This window comes from Parasphingorhabdus sp., from assembly GCF_036964565.1.
Taxonomy (GTDB): Bacteria; Pseudomonadota; Alphaproteobacteria; order Sphingomonadales; family Sphingomonadaceae; genus Parasphingorhabdus.
Genome location: NZ_JBALTN010000006.1, coordinates 210423 through 229937, shown reverse-complemented (window position 1 = coordinate 229937; position 19515 = coordinate 210423). Strand labels below are relative to the sequence as shown.

24 protein-coding genes are annotated in these 19515 nt (G+C 59.8%); 15 read left to right on the top strand and 9 right to left on the bottom strand.

The features are described from left to right. Window positions 1-41: 41 nt before the first annotated feature. Together V7650_RS10565 and hemE are read right to left on the bottom strand one after the other, a co-directional pair. Entirely contained in the window at window positions 42-485 is a 444-nt protein-coding gene (locus tag V7650_RS10565) for a CopD family protein (protein ID WP_335656208.1), read from the bottom strand. After that, window positions 482-1516 (bottom strand): uroporphyrinogen decarboxylase, encoded by a 1035-nt coding sequence (gene hemE, locus V7650_RS10560; protein WP_335656207.1) that lies wholly within the window; start codon window positions 1514-1516, stop codon window positions 482-484. The genes V7650_RS10565 and hemE overlap by 4 nt, the downstream gene beginning before the upstream one ends. 300 nt (window positions 1517-1816) lie before the next feature. Between hemE and V7650_RS10555 the strand changes: the two genes are divergently transcribed. The 11 genes from V7650_RS10555 (at window position 1817) to V7650_RS10505 (ending at window position 8926) form a co-directional block, all read left to right on the top strand. Next, the gene (locus tag V7650_RS10555) at window positions 1817-2662 is read left to right on the top strand and encodes a pyruvate, water dikinase regulatory protein (RefSeq protein ID WP_335656206.1); all 846 of its coding nucleotides are present in this window, start codon (window positions 1817-1819) and stop codon (window positions 2660-2662) included. Further along, complete coding sequence (locus tag V7650_RS10550; protein WP_335656205.1) at window positions 2655-3260, top strand: Maf family protein; 606 nt, start codon at window positions 2655-2657, stop codon at window positions 3258-3260. Before V7650_RS10555 ends, V7650_RS10550 begins: the two co-directional genes overlap by 8 nt. After that, the gene (gene aroE / locus V7650_RS10545; RefSeq protein ID WP_335656204.1) at window positions 3257-4075 is read left to right on the top strand and encodes a shikimate dehydrogenase; all 819 of its coding nucleotides are present in this window, start codon (window positions 3257-3259) and stop codon (window positions 4073-4075) included. The genes V7650_RS10550 and aroE overlap by 4 nt, the downstream gene beginning before the upstream one ends. Continuing rightward, a complete protein-coding gene (gene coaE / locus V7650_RS10540; protein WP_335656203.1) occupies window positions 4072-4680 on the top strand; it encodes a dephospho-CoA kinase in 609 nt (202 codons plus the stop codon). The genes aroE and coaE overlap by 4 nt, the downstream gene beginning before the upstream one ends. A gap of 27 nt (window positions 4681-4707) precedes the next feature. Continuing rightward, on the top strand, window positions 4708-5406 hold the full coding sequence (gene dnaQ / locus V7650_RS10535; protein ID WP_335656202.1) for a DNA polymerase III subunit epsilon: 699 nt from the start codon (window positions 4708-4710) through the stop codon (window positions 5404-5406). A gap of 46 nt (window positions 5407-5452) precedes the next feature. Next, a complete protein-coding gene (gene hpf / locus V7650_RS10530; protein ID WP_335656201.1) occupies window positions 5453-6025 on the top strand; it encodes a ribosome hibernation-promoting factor, HPF/YfiA family in 573 nt (190 codons plus the stop codon). A gap of 124 nt (window positions 6026-6149) precedes the next feature. Beyond that, window positions 6150-6617 (top strand): PTS sugar transporter subunit IIA, encoded by a 468-nt coding sequence (locus V7650_RS10525; RefSeq protein WP_335656200.1) that lies wholly within the window; start codon window positions 6150-6152, stop codon window positions 6615-6617. 7 nt (window positions 6618-6624) lie between these two features. Further along, entirely contained in the window at window positions 6625-7092 is a 468-nt protein-coding gene (locus V7650_RS10520; RefSeq protein ID WP_335656199.1) for a PaaI family thioesterase, read from the top strand. Then, window positions 7085-7423, top strand: a complete 339-nt coding sequence (locus tag V7650_RS10515; RefSeq protein ID WP_335656198.1) for a DUF1491 family protein — start codon at window positions 7085-7087, stop codon at window positions 7421-7423. Before V7650_RS10520 ends, V7650_RS10515 begins: the two co-directional genes overlap by 8 nt. Before the next feature lie 204 nt (window positions 7424-7627). Next, window positions 7628-8335, top strand: a complete 708-nt coding sequence (locus tag V7650_RS10510) for a cell wall hydrolase (protein WP_335656197.1) — start codon at window positions 7628-7630, stop codon at window positions 8333-8335. A gap of 75 nt (window positions 8336-8410) precedes the next feature. Continuing rightward, the gene (locus V7650_RS10505) at window positions 8411-8926 is read left to right on the top strand and encodes an MmcB family DNA repair protein (protein WP_335656196.1); all 516 of its coding nucleotides are present in this window, start codon (window positions 8411-8413) and stop codon (window positions 8924-8926) included. Window positions 8927-8936: 10 nt separating this feature from the next. Here the strand turns inward: V7650_RS10505 and V7650_RS10500 are convergent, their stop codons facing one another. Beyond that, window positions 8937-9590: an ankyrin repeat domain-containing protein gene (locus tag V7650_RS10500; RefSeq protein WP_335656195.1), complete on the bottom strand. Its 654-nt coding sequence runs from the start codon at window positions 9588-9590 to the stop codon at window positions 8937-8939. A 94-nt stretch (window positions 9591-9684) separates the two neighbouring features. Here V7650_RS10500 and V7650_RS10495 point away from each other — a divergent pair, with 94 nt between their 5' ends. From V7650_RS10495 to V7650_RS10485, 3 genes are read left to right on the top strand one after another with little or no spacing between them, the layout of a single operon-like run. Next, a complete protein-coding gene (locus V7650_RS10495; protein ID WP_442955282.1) occupies window positions 9685-10317 on the top strand; it encodes an SCO family protein in 633 nt (210 codons plus the stop codon). Further along, window positions 10305-10751 carry a YcgN family cysteine cluster protein gene (locus V7650_RS10490; protein ID WP_335656193.1) on the top strand — a complete coding sequence of 149 codons (447 nt, stop codon included), beginning with the start codon at window positions 10305-10307 and terminating at the stop codon, window positions 10749-10751. Before V7650_RS10495 ends, V7650_RS10490 begins: the two co-directional genes overlap by 13 nt. After that, entirely contained in the window at window positions 10738-11484 is a 747-nt protein-coding gene (locus V7650_RS10485; protein WP_335656192.1) for a M48 family metallopeptidase, read from the top strand. The genes V7650_RS10490 and V7650_RS10485 overlap by 14 nt, the downstream gene beginning before the upstream one ends. A gap of 9 nt (window positions 11485-11493) precedes the next feature. Here the strand turns inward: V7650_RS10485 and V7650_RS10480 are convergent, their stop codons facing one another. Together V7650_RS10480 and msrB are read right to left on the bottom strand one after the other, a co-directional pair. Next, entirely contained in the window at window positions 11494-13608 is a 2115-nt protein-coding gene (locus V7650_RS10480; RefSeq protein WP_335656191.1) for a transglycosylase domain-containing protein, read from the bottom strand. Window positions 13609-13693: 85 nt separating this feature from the next. Then, the gene (gene msrB / locus V7650_RS10475; RefSeq protein ID WP_335656190.1) at window positions 13694-14092 is read right to left on the bottom strand and encodes a peptide-methionine (R)-S-oxide reductase MsrB; all 399 of its coding nucleotides are present in this window, start codon (window positions 14090-14092) and stop codon (window positions 13694-13696) included. A gap of 116 nt (window positions 14093-14208) precedes the next feature. On the opposite strand from msrB, the gene V7650_RS10470 reads away from it, so the two are divergent. Continuing rightward, on the top strand, window positions 14209-14754 hold the full coding sequence (locus tag V7650_RS10470; protein WP_335656189.1) for a DUF4402 domain-containing protein: 546 nt from the start codon (window positions 14209-14211) through the stop codon (window positions 14752-14754). A gap of 1 nt (window position 14755) precedes the next feature. Here V7650_RS10470 and holA read toward each other — a convergent pair whose 3' ends face one another. From holA to V7650_RS10450, 4 genes are read right to left on the bottom strand one after another with little or no spacing between them, the layout of a single operon-like run. Continuing rightward, window positions 14756-15784, bottom strand: a complete 1029-nt coding sequence (gene holA, locus V7650_RS10465) for a DNA polymerase III subunit delta (protein ID WP_335656188.1) — start codon at window positions 15782-15784, stop codon at window positions 14756-14758. Then, the gene (gene lptE, locus V7650_RS10460) at window positions 15781-16302 is read right to left on the bottom strand and encodes an LPS assembly lipoprotein LptE (RefSeq protein WP_335656187.1); all 522 of its coding nucleotides are present in this window, start codon (window positions 16300-16302) and stop codon (window positions 15781-15783) included. Before lptE ends, holA begins: the two co-directional genes overlap by 4 nt. Then, the gene (gene leuS, locus V7650_RS10455; protein WP_335656186.1) at window positions 16299-18881 is read right to left on the bottom strand and encodes a leucine--tRNA ligase; all 2583 of its coding nucleotides are present in this window, start codon (window positions 18879-18881) and stop codon (window positions 16299-16301) included. Before leuS ends, lptE begins: the two co-directional genes overlap by 4 nt. Before the next feature lie 27 nt (window positions 18882-18908). Then, the gene (locus V7650_RS10450; RefSeq protein WP_335656185.1) at window positions 18909-19358 is read right to left on the bottom strand and encodes a DUF3576 domain-containing protein; all 450 of its coding nucleotides are present in this window, start codon (window positions 19356-19358) and stop codon (window positions 18909-18911) included. Window positions 19359-19515: the final 157 nt, after the last annotated feature.

Genomic DNA, 19515 nt, shown 5'->3' with positions numbered 1-19515 from the left:
GCTGATTACGCCTTTGTCATTTCCCTGTCAACCAGCGCCGGTCAAAAGGGTTTGATGATCACCAGGATGACGATGATCGCAGCCGCAACGCCAGGTACCTCGTTGACCAGCCGCAACGCCTTGTCGGTCATCGTTCGCTCGCCCCGCGCCAGTTTCTTGACATAGGTGATCATCCAGCCGTGATAGCCGGTCAGAAGCAGCACCGCGAGCAGCTTGGCATGGAACCAGCCCTGGCTGAACGCACCGATATTATAGGCCAGCGACAGACCCAAAATCCAGGTAACGATCAGCGACGGGTTGAGAATGATCTTGCGCAGCTTGCCCTCGCGCTCAATCCATTTGCGATCCTCGTCCGAGCCGACGGAACATTCCTGGTGATAGACGAAGAAACGCGGCATCATGAACAGCCCTGCCATCCAGAAAATGATGAAGATGATATGGGCGGCTTTCAGCCAGAGATAGAGCATGGACAGAATTTCATTCATTGCCGGACAAGTGTAAGCAGCTTTTCGACATGTTCAATGGGCGTGTCGGGCAAAATGCCGTGGCCAAGATTGAAGATATGCGGCCGCTCCCGGAAAACATCAAGAATATGCCGGACGGACCGTTCCAGCGCTTCGCCGCCGGCGATCAGCGCGAGCGGGTCCAGATTGCCCTGGACGGGAAGCCCTTCCGGCAGATTTTCGTTCGCCCAGACCGGATCGACCGTTTCATCGAGACCGATCGCACTGGCGCCGGTCTCGCTGGCATAGGCAATAAGCTTCGCGCCGGCCCCCTTTGGAAAGCCGATGATCGGCAGATCGGGATGAACGGCCTTGAGGCGGGAAATGATCCCTGCATTGGGCGCTATCACCCATTTTTCAAACTGCGCCGGGGACAGCGACCCGGCCCAGCTGTCGAACAGCTGCACCGCATCGACGCCGGCTTCGATCTGGCCGAGCAGATAGGTCACCGTATTCTCGACGATGGCCTCGATCAGTTCGGAAAATGCGGCTTCGTCGCGATAGGCAAAGCGACGCGTGGCCGCCTGGTCCTTGCTGCCCTGGCCGTTGACCATATAAGTGGCGATTGTCCAGGGGCTGCCGGCAAAGCCCATGAAGGTGGTTTTGTCGTCGAGCTGAGCGGCGACCGTCCGGACTGTCGCATATATGGCCTCAAAATGCTCCGGAGCGCCCTTCAGAGAGGCAAGAGACGCGTCCAGCAACCTCGGGGCCAGCCGGGGTCCCTCGCCCGTCTCAAACCAGAGCTTCTGGCCCATCGCGTGCGGCACGATCAATATGTCCGAAAACAGGATCGCGCCGTCAAATCCAAACCGCCGGATCGGCTGCAGCGTAACCTCCGCCGCCGCATCGGAATCGTAGCAAAGTTCCAGAAATCCGCCTTTTTGCGCGCGCAATTTCCGATATTCCGGCAAATAGCGGCCTGCCTGGCGCATCAGCCAGACCGGCGTCTGCTCGGTCTTTGTGCCGAGCAATGTCTGGAGCAGAATTTTAGGGGCAGCGGTTCCGTTCGGCATAGGGTGAAGGTCATCCATTATAATATCTAAGTATTTATTATAGATTGTTGTTGATGATAGGGCGTGGAAAAGGCGGTAACCCGCCAGCGCCGCAAATACAAACAGATTGACAGGTGAAGCTTAAAGCAAATTTAACCGATTCCCGAAATCCATGCCCGCTATCCACAGACTGTGGATGGAATCTGTCAATGTTGGCGGGCTGTGGATGGATTGGCCGGAATCGGGGATGAACCTGGCTGGAGCCGTTATCCCCGCTTTCATCCCTTGCTTTATCCCCCGTGAAATCACAAAGCTTAGGCCATGAATCGTCTCCACCTCCATCTGCTGTCGGATTCCACCGGCGAGACCCTGGAAAATATTGCCAAGGCCGCGCTGGCGCAGTTTGATGGCGTCGAGATCATCAAGCATTTCTGGCCCATGGTCCGTTCCGAGAAGCATCTCAACCGGATCCTCGCCGAAGTGGCAGACAATCCCGGTCTGGTCATCTTCACCATCGTTAATCGCGACATCCGGGCCAAGCTCGAGCGCGAATGCCGCCATCTCGGCCTGCCGTCGGTGCCCGCTCTGGATACTGTGACCGATGCGCTGTCCAACATGCTCGGGCAGGAAGCCAAGGCAAGGCCGGGCCGGCAGCATATTCTGGACGCTGCCTATTTTGCCCGGGTCGAGGCAATTCAGTTTACGATTGCGCATGACGATGGCGTGGGCTGGGAGAACTGGGAAGCGGCCGATATCGTGCTGGCCGGCGTATCGCGAACCTCGAAGACGCCAACCTCCATCTATCTGGCCAATCGCGGCTACAAGACTGCCAACATCCCAATCGTGCCGGAATCACCGCCCCCGGATTCGCTGTTTCACCTGAAAAATCCGCTCGTGGTTGGCCTGATCACCGGTGCCTCGCGGCTGGTGCAGGTCCGGCGCAACCGCCTGCTGTCACTGAACCAGGCCCCCGAAACCGATTATGTCAACGAGGAGAAGGTCAAGGCCGAGACCCAATATGCTCGCCGGATGTTCGCTGACAACGGCTGGCCGATGATCGACGTCACGCGGCGTTCGATCGAAGAATCGGCAGCGGCGATTATCAATCTCTACAATGAACGGCATGTCGAATCCGGCAGCGGCGAGGGGGGCGGAGGCGATGAATGACCGAGTCCTCATCCTTGCTTCGAACAGCAGCGCGCGCCTTGCCATGCTTTCGGCGGCGGGGGTCCCGGTCGAGGCGATGGCGCCGAATGTTGATGAAGACGCACTGAAGGCGGGACTGCGAGAGCAAGGCGTCACCGCGCGCAATCTCGCCGATGCGCTCGCCGAAGCCAAGGCGGTTCGCCTGTCCCGGCGGGTTGGTCCCGGTTTGGTGCTGGGGGCCGATCAGGTGCTGGCGCTGGAAGACGGGACGATGCTCGACAAGCCATCCGATCCCGCCGATGCCATCGCGCATCTGAGGAGGCTGTCGGGCAAAAAGCACAAGTTGTTCAGCGCGGCGGTGATCGCGGACCAGGGTCTTCCGGTATGGCGGCATATCGATGTGGCAACCCTGGCTGTCCGGCCGCTCAGCGATGATTTCATCGCGCAATATGTTGATTCGGAGTGGGACCATATCCGTCACTGCGTGGGCTGCTATGAAATCGAGAGAAAGGGCGCGCAGATGTTTTCCGCGATCAGCGGCAGCCAGTTCACGATCATGGGTCTGCCGCTGCTGCCCGTGCTGGACTATCTGCGCATCCGGGCTATTCTGCCTTCATGACCAATCCCATTCCCTATGCCGAGGTGATCGGCGACCCGATTGCGCACAGCAAGTCGCCGCTGATCCATAAATTCTGGCTGGACCGGCTGGCCATGGAGGCCGATTACCGTGCCTGCCATGTCTCGCCCGGGGAGTTGGCCGGCTATATCGCGGAGCGGAAAGCCGATCCGGCTTGGCGCGGCTGCAACGTCACCATACCGCACAAGATTGCGATGCTCGACCTGGTTGCCGATCCTGGCGGGGTGCGTGAAAAAATTGGCGCCGTGAACACGGTCTTTCGGCAGGAAGACAGCAGTCTGGTCGGCACGAATACCGATGCTGCCGGCTTCCTGGCACCGATCGCCGACGGGGACTGGACGGGCAAGCATGCGATCGTGGTCGGCGCAGGAGGAGCCGCAAGGGCCGTGATATTCGCTCTCAAGCAGGCCGGGATCGGGGAGATAACGCTGCTCGCCCGCAATGGACTGAAAGCCTCAGGCCTGCTGATGCAGTCGTCCGTGAAGGGCGGGGTATTGGCCATGGATGCGCGGTTGCCGGAGGCGGATCTGCTCATCAATGCGAGTCCGCTCGGCATGACGGGACAGGCGGCGCTCGAGGTGAATCTGGATCCCCTGCCGGCCGATGCGCTGGTTTATGACTTGGTTTATGCGCCTCTGGAAACCGGTCTCTTGCGGGCCGCGAAACAGCGGGACCTGACGGTTGTCGATGGTCTCGAGATGCTGATCGGTCAGGCGGCGCTGGCATTCGAACTGTTCTTTGGCGCGACGCCGCCCGTGGAGCATGATGCCGAACTGAGAAAATTGCTCGTTGCATGATCGCGCCGGATCGACCTTTCGTCATCGGCCTGACGGGCTCCATCGGCATGGGAAAATCGACCGTCGCGCAGATGTTCGTCGATGAAGGAATTCCTCTTTTTGACGCCGATGCGGCGGTGCACCAGTTGCAGGGACCGGACGGCGCGCTGGTCGATGAAATCGAAGTATTGTTCCCGGGCAGCACGACCGGCGAAGGCGTCGACCGGCAGAAGCTGGGTGCTGCGGTGCTCGGAGATCCGGGTGCCTTGCAGAAGCTGGAGCGCCTGATCCATCCGGCGGTGGGGGAAATGCGAAAGGCCTTCTTGGAAAAATATCGCGACCAGCCCTTGATCCTGTTCGACATCCCGCTGCTGTTTGAGAAGGGCGGGGCCGACCGTGTCGACCATATCGTCGTGGTGTCGGCTGGCCCCGACCAGCAGCGGCAGCGTGTCCTTTCCAGGCCCGGCATGACGGAACAGCGGTTCGAACAGATTCGGGCGCTGCAAATGCCTGATGCGGATAAAAGACAGATGGCTCATTCGGTCATCGATACCTCGCTGCCCCACGCGGAAACGCGTCAGCAGGTGCAGAAACTTGTCCAAAAACTGAAAGCCTCTCTTGCGTAACCCTCGTTTCGGTCCGATATCGTTCTTATGCGGGAAATAATATTCGATACCGAAACGACCGGCTTTGATCCGCAAAGCGGCGACCGGATGGTCGAAATTGGCTGCATCGAAATGATCGACCGGATCGAAACCGGCCGGACCTTCCATTGCTATTATAATCCCGAGCGGCCGATGCCGAAGGCGGCCGAGAATGTGCATGGCCTGTCCGATGTGTTTCTTTCGGACAAGATGTTGTTTGCTGCCGGCGCGGAAGAGCTGCTGGCCTTCCTTGGCGATGCCAAGCTTGTCGCACACAACGCCCAGTTTGATTTCAATTTTCTCAACGCCGAGCTGGTTCTCTGCGGATATCAGCCGATTTCCCGCTTTCGGATGGTGGATACGCTGGCGATCGCCAAATCCAAGCATCCCGGTGCCAAGCTTTCGCTGGACGCGCTGTGCTCGCGCTACGGCATCGACCGCAGCCACCGGGTGAAACATGGCGCCCTGCTGGATGCCGAACTGCTGACCCAGCTGTATATCGAACTCACCGGAGGCCGCCAGATCGGACTTGGCCTAGCAGAGGACCGGAACGATAGTGCTGCTATGGCCAGTGCGCGACCGGTGCTGAGGCAGCCCGAGCGGAAGATATTTATCGAGCCGCGCGCGCACGCCGCAGATGCAGATGAACTCGCCAGACACGCGATGTTCATTCAAGGGATTGAAAATGCCCTGTGGAGAGAGATTTGACGGTATCGCCGTTGGCGCAAGAGTACAGGAAGCGAAGGAGAACAAAATGGAAATTCGTGTTTCAGGACATCAGGTAGATACCGGCGATGCGTTGCAGACCCACGCCGAGGACCGCATGAATGCGATCGCCAGCAAATATTTTGCCAAGGCCATATCGGCCAATGTCACGATCAGCAAAGCGCCGCATGCGCATTTCCGATGCGATATCGTGACCCACGTGATGCAGGGGCTGATGCTGAAGGCAGACGCCGAGGCGGGCGACGCCCATCAGGCGTTCGAACAGGCGGCCGACAAGATCGAAAAGCAGCTGCGCCGCTATATGCGGCGGCTGAACGATCATCACGTTCAGGCGCAATATGCCGCTAAGCAGGAAGAGGCCGCCTATCGGGTGTTTGAATCCTTCGAGGAGGAGGATGAAAGCGAGTTCAACGGCGAATCGCCGCCCATCATTGCCGAAACCAGCACCGACATCCCCGAAGCAAGCGTCTCCAATGCGGTGATGATGATGGATCTGCGCAATACCAGCGCACTTTTGTTCAAAAACTCTGGCACTGGCGCCCATAATATGGTTTATCGCCGCTCCGACGGCACCATCGGTTGGGTCGAACCGCATCGCTGACCGCGATGAGGGCTTGTCATCAGGTCCGACCAGCGGTTTTGATACCGGCCTGAAACCTGCCGATATCTGCAGTCAGGCCTGATTGCTGACCGACGGAAATTTGCGGGGACAAAAGGAAAGATTGATGACTGACTTGTCCGTTCGCTTGGAACTCGCAGCAGTGCGGGATTGTCCGGAGGTTGCCGGCAAGGGGCAACTTCTTCGGATGATCGCAAGCATAGCGCAGGACTGCTATGGTCTTGATGCGGAAGCCATCCACTCCGGTCTGACGGCACGCGAGGGTCTGGGGTCGACGGGCTTTGGCCGCGCCATTGCCATACCCCACGCAAAGCTGGACGGCCTCGATCGATGCGTGGGCATTTTCCTGCGCCTCGCCGAGCCGGTTGACTTCGCCGCCCATGATGGAAAGCCGGTCGACCTGATTTTTGCCCTGCTGTCGCCGCAAAAGACCGGCGCAGAGCATCTGAAGGCGCTGGCGGCCGTATCCCGCTTTCTTCGGGACGACCAGATGGTGGCCAAACTGCGCGGTGCAACGGGCCAGGATGCGCTCTACGCGCTTTTGAACCGCCAGCCGGAACAGCGGGCAGCCTGATCGGGCAATGATCGGCAATATCGACAATGATGGCGCACAAGAGCATTTTCGCGCCTTGGAGCGACTCTATGACGCGGCGCCGATAAACCAGTTGTTCAATTCGCGCCTAGAAATTGCCAAGGCCGGCGAAGCCAGGATCTTCTTCGACGTCGACCAGCGCTATTATCACGCCGCCGGCGCGGTCCACGGCACGGCCTATTTCAAGATGCTCGACGATGCCGCCTTCTATGCCGCCAACAGCCTTGTGACAGACCGGTTCATCCTCACCACTGCCTTCAACCTGCTTTTTACCAAGCCGCTCAGGTCCGGTCCGGTCACCGCCGAAGGACGCTGGGTCAGCGGCAAGAGGCGGGTGTTCGTCGCGGATGCGCGGCTGATCGATGCCGAAGGCGAGGAAATCGCCCGGGGGACGGGAACGTTCATGCGTTCGCATATCCCGCTCGCCTCGTTGCCGGGCTACAAGAAGAATGATTGAACCGCGGCTTTCTGCCGAAATGAAGATCCAGACGCTTCTGAGGCTGGTCAACCAGAACGGCGGCTTTGGGACTGTTCTTAAAAAGGGCGACAGAATATCCGGCTCGCTGCTCATTCAATGCATGGAAAAGGGCCAAAACCCTAGGCTCCTGGAGAATATGCCGTCGCTGGATGGTCGTCCCAATTGGCAACGAATCTGGCCCCAAGATACTGATAATGCTAGAGAATTATCCGAATATCTGGCTCAGCGATTCCGCTTTGACCCCGATATCTGGTTAATTGAACTGGACATCCCGGATGCGGAACGGCTCATCGCCGAAATGGGTCAGTAAACTTGACTTTATATCCCCCGGCCATATTTGGCGCTCAACTTTGATGCGCAGGTGGCCGGCAGGGTGTCAGAAATGACGGGCGGCAAACACGCAGACGGGGAGAACAGAAACAGGTCCGCGCTTTGGGTTTTCAGGGTCTGTTTTTTGCGGTTTCGACGAGAATGTCGGGGCTGCTCTGGTCTCACCGCATAATGTTATAGGTTAATGAGCAAAATTTTTCGTGCAACAAGCGCCTTGTCGCTTGCCTTTACCGCGGTGGTTGCCTTGTCCTTCACCGATGCGTCTTTCGCGTTGGAAGCAACCGACGAGACGCCTGAAACCGAGATTTTCGTTGATCCCGCCTTGCTGGCCGAAGACGAAGCGGATCAAGCCATTATATTTGGCGACCATCAGGAAGTTGTCGCAGACATTCCCCAGGATGTTGTGCAGTCGGACAGAATGGCCAACGGCGAAGTCCCGAGCGACCTCGCTGGCGGAGACACATTCAACAACGACGGGGCGGTTTCCTTGCAGCAGCTGGTGCGCCAGCAGTCGACAACCGGATCCCTGGACAAGGAAATGCAGTGTCTGGCCGGAACCGTCTATTTTGAATCCAAGGGCGAGACCCTGCAGGGCCAGCTGGCGGTGGCAAGGGTTGTTCTGGCCCGGGTCGAATCGTCCCGGTTCCCCGACAGCATTTGCGGCGTTGTCTTCCAGCGCAGCCAGTTCTCCTTCGTTCGGGGTGGTAAAATGCCTCCGATCAGAACCAGCCAGCGGCATTGGCACGATGCCGTGGCGATCGCCAAAATTGCGATGAACGATGGCTGGGAAAGCTCCGCAGAAGGCGCGTTGTTCTTTCACGCCCGCTATGTATCGCCGGGCTGGCGGCTGAAACGCATGGCCGCGATCGACAATCATATTTTTTACCAATGATTGTCCGCAACGACAAAGCAAAGGCTCCCTCACGGGGGCCTTTGCTTTGTTCTTTTTATGTTCTAGTCATCGCTGATGACGATGGATCCTGATTCGCTTGGCCTGTTGACCGCTTCCGGCGAGCTGACCGCAGCTCAAGCCGTGGCGCGCGGCGTCGCGCGCATGTTCTTGCGCCACGATATCATGGTGCTTCCCGAGGTGAGTTTGCGAAACCGGCGCCGTGCGGATCTCATGGGAATCGACGCCAGAGGCCAGATCGTCATTGTCGAGATCAAGGTGGCACGGAGCGACTTGCTGAGCGATGCGAAATGGAGCGAATATCTGGAATATTGTGACCGGTTCTACTGGGCGCTGCCGATCGGTTTCGACGCCTCTCCAGTCAACCGGCCGGAGTTCCTGCCCGAGCGGACGGGGTTGATCATCGCCGATGCCTATGACGGGGAGATGGTGAGGCCGGCAGCGACGGAAACGCTCGCCCCGGCCCGGCGGAAGACGGAAACCATGCGACTGGCGCGCCGTGCCATGCAGCGTTCAGCCATCTGCGAAGGATGGACCGGTCCGGCCTCGGAACTGTTCGACCGGGGTCGCTGAGAACAGTCGTTCACCCTTCGGGCCCGAAAAACCGTCCTTCGGATTCGGGTTTCTGGCTGGCGTCGGCCTTCTCTATTTCAGCCAAGATACTCGCAGCACGGCGATCCCGCTTGGCATAGTCCCGTGCCGACAGGCCCGCCAGCGTGTCGGTCCGGTCCGGGTTGGCACCGCTGGCAAGGAGCAGCCTGACCAGCTCCGAGTCTCTCAGTTGTACGGCCCGAATGAGCGCCGTTTCGCCCTGCTTGTTGGTCTCGTCCACCGCCGCGTCCTTGGCCAGAAGGATCTTCACGCCTTCGACGAAACGAAGCTGCGTCGCCATCATCAGCGGGGTCAGTCCTTGCTTGTCGCGAATATTGGGATTGGCTCCCTTCTGCAGGAGGAACGCCAGCCAGGTCGAATCCTTGCGATCCACCGCGATGTGCAACGCACCGCGTCCGGTTGAATTGTCCCTTGTGTTGATGATCACCGTGCCGGGCCGGTTGAGAAACTTGTTGGCTTCCTCGCCATCGCGGTCGTCAACCGCCTTCAGGAAATTGTAGCTGTCCGAGAATTGCGCCGCCGCCGGAACGGCAAACGCAAAGGCAAACGCGGGGATCACTGCACAGCGCAGGAAGCCAAGCAACTTCCCGCCCAACATCATCCGTGACAAATTTTTACTGAACATGTTTGGCCCCGTTTCTTCCGTCGGCAACATCTCGCTAGCGTCGCTGGCTTTGCCGCTCATCGATTATCTGTTGAATTTCATGCCTTAGCAGACCATGTCTGGCCCCGTAATGAACAAATTCAACGATATCGCAAAAAACCTGATGGCTGCAGGGCTTCTGCTGCTGGTGGCCGCCTGCAATCCTGCGCCTGGAGGCGGCGCTTCGGCTGACGCCGAGCCGCCTCTTGCAGGAGCAAAAATAGGGGGTCCGTTCACCCTGACCAATCAGGATGGCGGAAAAACGTCCGACGCCCAGTTCAAGGGTCAGTATCGGATCATTTATTTCGGCTACAGCTATTGCCCGGATGTGTGTCCCGTGGATCTGGCCAATATCATGCTGGGATTGAAGCAGGCGGAAAAGGAAGATCCCTCTCTTGCCAAGAAAATCCAGCCGATTTTCATATCGGTCGATCCCGGCCGCGATACACCAGCCGTGCTGAAGCAATATGTGGCCGCATTTCATCCGCGGCTGATCGGCCTGACCGGGAGTTCCGAGGAAATTGCCGACGTCGCCAAAAAATATCTTATCATCTACGATATCCGCAACGACGAAGGCGCGAGCGAATATCTGGTGGACCACAGCCGCCAGGCCTATCTGTTCGGTCCCGAGGGAGAACCGCTGGCGTTGCTCCCCTTTGACGGCACACCGCGGCAGGTCGCGGACGAAATCGCCCGATGGGTGCGCTAGGATCTGAAAAGCCGTTCTGGGAAGCACCGCTCGAATCCTTGGATCGCGGCCAGTGGGAGGCGCTGTGCGACGGTTGCGGCAAGTGCTGTCTTCTGAAAGCCGAAGACGAGGATGACGGCCAGATTTATATGACGAATATCGCCTGCAAGCTTCTCGATCTGCAGGATGCGCGGTGCAGCGACTATCGCCACCGGAAATTTCATGTGCCCGATTGCGTCCGCCTGACCCGCAACAAGCTAGAGGAATTTGACTGGTTGCCCGACAGTTGCGCCTATAAATTGCGGGCGCGCAACCTGCCGCTGCCGGCTTGGCATTATCTGGTTTCCGGCGACCGTGAAACGATCCATGCCGCAGGCCAGTCGATCCGTGGCAAGGCGATACCGGAAAGCCGGGCCGGACCCCTTGAACAGCATATTGTCGATGCGCCTTTTTAGGACATCACTGCCCGAGACGCTTGCGATCAGTCTGGACGGGGTCAGCTATCCGCTGCACCTAAGGCGATCAAGGCAGGCCCGGTCGATCATCGTTTCGGCGGATACGGTGAAGGGCATCGTTCGGCTGACTCTTCCTGCGCATGCCTCGGAGCAGCAGGCGCTGCGCTTTGCCCAGTCAAAATCCGCATGGCTTCACGCGCGCTTTGCTGAAGCCGTGCCGCCGGTTCCGGTGGCGGATGGTAGCCAAATTGCCTTTCTGGGCGAACCGCGTGTTATCCGCTGGTCTCCGGAATTTTCGCGCAATCCCTTGCTGACAGATGATGAAATCCGGCTGGGCGGACCTGTGGAACATGTCGAGGCGCGGGTGCTGCGCTGGCTCAGAGCCCAGTCCCGGCTCATTTTTGCCGAGGACCTACAATTCTACTGCGCGCGGGCCGGAACCGATTTGCCCCGCCTGGCCGTTGGTGATGCGCGACGGCGCTGGGGCAGTTGTTCCGCACGCCAGTCTATCCGCCTGAACTGGCGCCTGGTCATGGCGCCTCCTCATGTTCGCCGGTCTGTCGTGGCGCACGAAGTCGCCCATCTCCGCCATATGGATCATAGCAAGCGATTCTACGCCCTGCTCGACGAGATATTCGAATCCGATCGCCGGTCGGCGGATCGCTGGCTCAAGGATCACGGGCGCGGCCTGCACATGGTGGGGGCCGAGCGGCAACCCGATCCGCCCCACTGAGGCGGAGGTTTACTGCGGTTCGATGCGCGCCGCTTCGGGCAACAAGGATTCTGGCTGGTTTTGCGGCGGCTGCGGCTTGGGTCTCTTGACGGGGGGTGTCTCAGGCTTGCGCGGAGCAGAATCGCCGCCGCGGCCGAGCACGTTATCGATCCACTCCTGATCGAGCTGCGGGTTGTCGGCAGCCTCGCCATCTTCCAGATCATATTCGACGCCGCCGCCGGTTTCGATCGGCATGCCATTTTCATCGACATAGATCCCGTCCTCCGGCGCGCCGAACAGCTCGCCATCATCCGGTTCTAGTTGCCATTCCGGCAGGACCAGCTCGGTATCAAATTGCTCCACCTTACGCTTGGCCACCGCCATTTTCATGAACTGGGCGAACGCGGACGCGGGAGCACGGCCGCCCTGAAGGCCGCCGACGGGTCTCGCGTCATCGCGGCCCATCCACACGCCCGTCGTCAGGCCGCTGGAAAACCCAAGGAACCAGCCGTCCTTGTTGCTGCTGGTGGTGCCGGTCTTGCCCGCCACGGGTCTGCCGATCTGGGCGGCCCGTCCGGTACCGGTGTTGACCGCGGTTTGCATCAGATCGGTAATGCCCGCTGCGACCCAGGGATCGACCAGCACGCGGCTTCCGTCAAACTTGCTCTGATACAGCAGCTCACCCTTCATCGTCTGCACCTTGGTGATGCCAAAGGGGGTGATCGCGATGCCCTTGGCACTGATCGAGGCAAAGGCACGGGTCATGTCGAGAACCCGCACGTCGGACGTGCCGAGGACCATCGACGGATTGGTGTCGATCGGGGTGGTGATACCGAAGCGACGGGCCATGTTGGCAATGGAGGACGTGCCGATGTCGTTGCCGATCGCTGCTGCCACCGTATTCTTCGAAAAGGCAAAGGCGGTGCGGACATCGATGTCGCCGGCATAGCGGTCGCCGCTGTTGCGCGGCGTCCAATTGCCAATGGTGATCGGTTCGTCGGTTACCGTGTCGTCGGGCGCATAGCCGGCTTCCAGCGCGGCCATGTAGACAAACACTTTCCACGCAGAACCGGGTTGACGAACCGCCTGGGTGGCGCGGTTGTAGTTGGAGGTGACATAGTCGGTGCCGCCGACCATCGCGCGCACCGCTCCATCGCGGTCGATTGCCACCAGGGCCCCTTGCGCGCCGGATGGCACGTTGGCCTGGATAGCCGCCGTAGCGCTGCGCTGCATGTCAAGATCCAGCGTCGTCCAGACCTCGATCGGCTCGACGCTCTCGTCGATCAGCAAATCGAGTTGCGGCAGTGCCCAGTCGGTGAAATAGCGGACGCTGTTTTGCCGCGGCTCGGGGGCCAGCTTGACCGCGGCGGGGTCGGCGCTCGCCGCTTCGCCGGCGGTTATCGCGCCGGCATCCTGCATGACCTTCAGAACCACCGACGCCCGTCCGATCGCCGCGGTTGCGTCTGCGGTCGGCGAATATCGCGAGGGGGCCTTGACCAGACCGGCGATGATCGCCGCCTCGGCGAGGTTCAGTTCTCTCGCGCTGTGCGCGAAGAAGCGGCGGGAAGCAGCATCAATGCCATAAGCACCGCCGCCATAATAGACCTTGTTCAGGTAAAGCTCGAGAATCTGTTCCTTGGAGAATTTTCGCTCCATCGCCAGCGCAAGCAGAATTTCCCGCCCTTTCCTGCCGAACGTCCGGTTGTTGTTGAGGAATATATTTCGGGCGAGCTGCTGGGTGATCGTCGATCCGCCCTGGGCCCAGTGACCGCGCTGCATTCTGACCTGTAGCGAACGCGCAATGCCGATCGGATCCACGCCAAGATGGCTATCGTAGCGCCGGTCCTCGACCGCCACCATCGCCGCTTTCATGACTTCGGGAATGTCGTCGTACTGCAGCCATTCGCCATAGCTGGGACCCATGGAAAATAATTCCGTACCGTTGACGTCAAGCACCCGGATCATCTGGCCGTTGGGCGAAGATTTCATGTCCTCAAAACCCGGGAGGGATGAGCGAACCACCAATATCGCCACCACCAGAGCAATCGCCGCAAGAAGGCCGGCGACCAGCCCGGCTTTCAACAGGCGCCAGCCCCATTTCTGCACCGGCCCCTGTGGTTTGCTGCGTTTTTTGCCCCGTGCCATATTGATCCGTCCGTTATTCGCTGAATTCAAGATTTTCTAGCGAGTTGACGCCTTACTGCAGGCTGAATGGGGAAGCACGGGAAAATCAGTCCGAACTGGGTTCGAAAGCCATGGCAGCGCTGTTCATGCAATAGCGCAGCCCGGTTTCGGTGGGGCCGTCCGGAAAAACATGGCCAAGATGGCCATCGCAATTGGAGCAGCGTATCTCGACCCGACGCATGCCCAGACTGTGGTCCTCGAGTTCGGTAACCGCTTCCGGGTCGACGGGTTCGGAAAAGCTTGGCCAGCCACAGCCGCTGTCAAACTTGCTTTGCGATTCAAACAATTTGTTGCCGCAGCCCGCACAGAAAAACTCGCCGTCGCGATATTCCGTGTTCAGCGAACCGGTAAAGGCCCGCTCGGTGCCGGCTTCGCGCAGCACGTGATATTGTTCGGGGGACAGCTGCTGCCGCCATTCTGCATCGCTCAATATTGTTTTTTCCATATTCCGTAAATGGGCGCTCAAATGCAGTCGGTCAAGGGATCTGCCGAAGAGAATCAGGGTCCGACCATTCCGGCGCTTAACGGGATATTAGGCATATATCGGCAGGATGTGGAGCTATGAAAAGGGTGGGAAAATCGCTGCTGCTGACGATGGCCATGATCGTTTGCCTTGCATGGCCGACGGGCAGATCACATGCCCAGTGCCGCCTCTGCGCTGACACCGGCCCTTCTGGCAGTATTTCCGGTCGAGATGCCGGGACCTCCGACATCCCGCTGCGGATCGAAATTACCACCGATCTCGATTTCTCTCGCCTCGCCGTACTGGGCAGCGGCGGCGGCAGGGTCATTATCGACCCAACGTCCGGAGACCGGCAGATCCGCGGCAGCATCGCCAATCTCGGCGGTATCGCCCTACACGGCGAAGGCCGGCTGACCGGGGAGCCGGGACGCAATGTCAGGATATTCCTGCCACAGCGCATCCAGCTCAGCGCTCCCAATGGTGCGGTGGCAGAACTTGAACGGCTGGAGACCAATTTGCCGGAACTGGCGAGGCTGGACCAGACGGGGCGGCTGAATTTCGCTTTTGGCGGCGAGTTGAGCGTGCGGGGCGACGCCAGCGGGCAGTTCCGGGGCCGGATTGCCATTACCGCCGAATATGAGTGAGCTAGCGCGCGCTGGCGGCCTTGCGCGCGATCAGCAGCAGTTCTTCCTCGAGCAGCACCTGATCGGGCTGGCCGCTGCTTTTCATCGCGATCTCCAGCTGCAAGACGCGCTCGATCAGCCGTGCGATATGGGCTGACGACCAGATCCGCAGCTGGCGCTTGAAATGCTTCTGTTCCTTGAAAAAGACGCTCGGATGGCCCGCTACGGAATCGATCGTGCCGCCATTGTCCACCTTGCTGCGCAGCTCTGCCAGCTTTGACAGATGGCGGAGCATGATCCGTATGAGACCAATTTCGCTGATGCCCTGCGCACGCGCGTCGGCGATTTCCTCGGCCAGACGAGCGGCATCGCCATTGAGCGCGGCTTGAATCAGAAGATTGATGTCCTCTTCATCATTTTCGGCTCCGAGCAGCGAGAGAATATCGGCATCGGGTTCGCTTGGATTTTCGGGAGACGCGTCGAGAAACAGAGCGATTTTTTCCACCTCCAGCCGCGCCAGGACCAGATCATTGCTGGTCAAAACGGCTATTTCCTGCGCCATTTCACGACTGAGCCGTACGCCTTCCCGTTTTGCCATTGCCAGAATCGCCGTCGCTGCCTCTGCCGAACTTGTTTCATAGCAAGTGGCCATCAGGGCATCGGGTGCTGCGGCGATGGTTTTGGCGAGCGCCGTCTTGTCGCCCATGCCTGGCGCAATGACGAACACGGGATCGCCTCCGGTCTCGCTTGCCAGCAGGGTCTCGATCGCAGTGGCCGCCCTCACCGCTTCGCCACTGTTCAAACGCAACACGATGAAACGCTTGTCGCCGAACAGGGAGGCCGAATTCGCTTCATCGTTCAGGCGCCCCGGCCGTTCGCTGATATCACCGATAGACAGGTCGACCCGTTCTGCCGACTGGGCCAGCGGCCGCACCAGTTCGTCGACCAGTGCCTGGCAGCGGGTGACGTTCGGACCGCACAACAAGGTCAGCCGCGGAGGAATCGGGGTGCCGCGATAGCGCCTGACAATATCCTCCGGCTTGCTTTTCATGGTTCGGGAGAGCTGCTGGCCTCGTTTCGGGCGAAGAGCGAAAGCCGCGTCACAATCTGGTTCGAAACTCGGGTCGCCAGATTTTCCAGCGCGGTATCTTCTGCCGCCAGCGTCGCATATTCCGAGGAGACCACGTCGATTCCGGCATCGGAACCCGCGGTGGCATCCAGCACGACGACCGAATCGGAGAGGCGGACCAGCTGATAGCGGGCGCGCAGGGTCCGGCGTTCGCGCGTGATCCGGTCATCGCTGCGCACACCAAAACCGGCGATCTTGTCGTCCAGCGCAACCTTCAGCCGATATTTAATCTCTTGCCCCTCAAAAGTCTCGAGCTGGTCCTTGAGCGCATTGCGCATCAGCCAGCCCGCCTTGCCGGCAATCGGCTCGATTTCGACATTGCCAAGCTCGCTGGCCACCACGCCGCCGGTTCCACCGGCATAAAGCGGACGCAGGTTGCAGCCTGCCAACAGGAGGGACAAGGCCAGCATGGCGGCGATCCGGGCTACCAGCTGCGTCATATAACGATATTGACCAGTCGATCGGGCACAACAATCACCTTCTTTATCTCGGCACCATCCAGACTACGCTGCACCTTCTCGGAGGCAAGGGCAAGGGCTTCAAGCTGGTCCTTGCTGCTGCCCTTTGCGGTGGTCAGGGTATCGCGCAGCTTGCCGCGCACCTGAACCGCGATCGTCACCTCGTCCTCGACCAGCAGGCTTTCTTGCACTTTCGGCCAGGGTGCGTCCGCGATCAGGTCGCTTTCCCCTAGCAACGCCCAGGCTTCCTCAGCGATATGCGGCACCATCGGCGCGACAATCCGGGCGAGCGTTCTGATCGCATCATTGCGGTCGGCGGACGGTGCGGATTTCTCGATCAGGTTGACCAGTTCGAAGATCTTGGCCACTGCCTTGTTGAACGAGAGCGCCTCGATATCATCCGCCACCCCGGCGATGGTCTGGTGCAATTTGCGGTTGAGCGGCTTGTCCTCGGCAGCGGGTGCATCAGCCGCCTCGGCGACCGAGATGAACAGGCGCCACAGCCGCTGGACGAACCGCCAGCTGCCTTCAATCCCGGCCTCGGACCAGGGCAGGTCGCGCTCGGGCGGGCTGTCGGACAGCATGAAGAAGCGCACCGCATCGGCACCATATTGTTCGATGATCGGGTCGGGGTCGATGACATTTTTCTTCGACTTCGACATTTTCTCAATGCGGCCGATATTAAGTTCTTTTCCCCCTTCGATTAGGAACGCACCGTCTTTGTTTCGCTCTATTTCATCAGGAGGGTAGTACGTTATTTGAGCAATAGGTTGCCCATCATCGTCAAGCGGCCCTGCCATCGAGAAATGTTTGATGGAATAAGTCTCGTGCGTCACCATTCCCTGGGTGAACAGGCTCTCGAATGGCTCGGCAAAGTCCAGCTTGCCAATGCTGGCCAGCGCGCGCGTCCAGAAGCGGGCGTAGAGCAGATGCAGGATCGCATGCTCGACGCCGCCGATATATTGCGTCACCGGCAGCCATTGCTTCACGACCTCCGGATCAAAGGGCCGGTCGTCCGGCTGGCTGGCAAAGCGCAGGAAATACCAGCTGCTGTCGACGAAGGTGTCGAGCGTATCGGTTTCGCGCCGCGCTGCTTTGCCGCATTTGGGGCAGTCGACATGCTTCCAGGTCGGGTGCCGCTCCAGCGGGTTTCCCGGCGTTTCAAAATCGATATCCTCGGGCAGCACCACCGGCAGCTGGTCCTTCGGCACCGGCACCGGCCCGCAGCCGTCGCAATGGATGATCGGGATCGGCGTGCCCCAGTAGCGCTGGCGCGAAACGCCCCAGTCGCGCAGCCGCCAGGTGGTCTGGGCCTTGCCCCATCCTTCCGTGTCGGCCCGCGCGATAACAGCTTTCTGCGCGTCTTCGATCGTCATGCCGTCCAGGAACGCGCTATTCACGACCTTGCCGGGCCCGGTATAGGCCTCGTCGCCAGCGAACAAGGCGTCGGCTTCCTCGCCATCCGAAACCACGCGCTTGACCGGCAGATCATATTTGCGGGCAAAGTCGAGATCGCGCTGGTCGTGCGCCGGGACACCGAACACGGCACCCGTACCATAGTCCATCAGCACGAAATTGGCGACATAGACCGGCAGCTGCCAGTCGGGATCGAGGGGGTGGGTGACGGTCAGGCCGGTATCGAAACCCTTTTTCTCCATCGTCTCCAGCTCGGCCGCGGTCGTGCCGCCCGCCTTGCATTCTTCGGCAAACGCCGCGAGGGCCGCGTTTTGGCTGGCCAGTTTCTGGGTCAGCGGATGATCGGCCGCCAGCGCGACGAAGCTCGCGCCGAAAATCGTGTCCGGTCGCGTGGAAAAAACCTCGACGGTGGCAATATCGTCTTGCGGCTCGGCCAAGGCAAAATGGAATTGCAGGCCCTGCGACTTGCCGATCCAGTTTTCCTGCATCAGCCGCACCTTGTCGGGCCACGCCTTGAGCTCGCCCAGTCCGGCGAGCAGATCCTCGGCGAAATCGGTGATCTTCAGGAACCACTGGCTGAGCTTGCGCTTCTCGACCGGGGCGCCGGAACGCCAGCCCTTGCCGTCGATGACCTGCTCGTTGGCGAGCACGGTCATGTCGACCGGATCCCAGTTGACCGCCGATTCCTTGCGATAGACCAGGCCGCCCTCGAACAGGTCGATGAACAGCGCCTGTTCCTGACCGTAATAGTTCGGTTCGCAGGTCGCCAGTTCCCGGCTCCAGTCAAAGGCGAAGCCCAGCGTCTTCAGCTGGCTGCGCATCGCCGCGATATTGGCTCTTGTCCATTCGCCGGGGTGAACCTTTTTCTCCATCGCGGCATTTTCCGCCGGCATGCCGAACGCGTCCCAACCCATCGGGTGCAGCACCTCAAAGCCCTGCATCCGCCGGAACCGGGCCAGCACGTCGCCCATCGTGTAATTGCGGACATGGCCCATGTGGATCCGGCCCGATGGATAGGGAAACATTTCCAGCACATAGCTGCGCGGCTTGCTGCTGGCGTCATCCGCCTCGAACACGCGCGATTCGGACCAGCGCGCTTGCCAGCGTTTGTCCGCCGCCAGTGGATTGAATCGCTGATCGGTCATTGCGGCCCCATTATGTCGCAGGAAAAATTAGTTGGTGATTGCACCGCGCCGCAAGTCGCGGGCCTTGGTGAGGATGATCTGTTCCAGCTTCTGGGTGGTCGCGGCCTTGACCGGCGCGTCCACCCAGGTGCCGTTTGTGGAGACCTGGCGCGAGGCGCCCACGCGCAACGCATCGGCGCGCAAATCCTGATCGAGGATCGAGACGTTGATTTTCATGCGTTCACCGGGATTCTGCGGGTTCACATACCAGTCGGTCAGGATAACCCCGCCATTGCTGTCGGTCTGGGTGAGTGGCATGAAGGAAAGGGCGTCCAGAGAGGCGCGCCACAAATAGCTGTTCACACCGATGGTCGTGACCTGCGAAGCGGCCAGGTCGGCTTGAGGACGTTCCTTGCCTCCGCAGGCAGACAGCAGGGACAAGGCCACCAGACCGATGGTGGCAGGCCGCAAAAAGAGAGACGGTTTGAGGCGGGACATGAATCGCTCCTGATTGTATTTTATCCCGGCACGCATCACTTGCTGCGCACGATTTGTGCCGGACCTGAATTCATTTCAGCGCTCTCTATAAATGCTTTGCCGCAAGGGGCAAGCACAAGCGCATGTTTTGCTCTTGTGCAGACGCGAGTGAACCCCA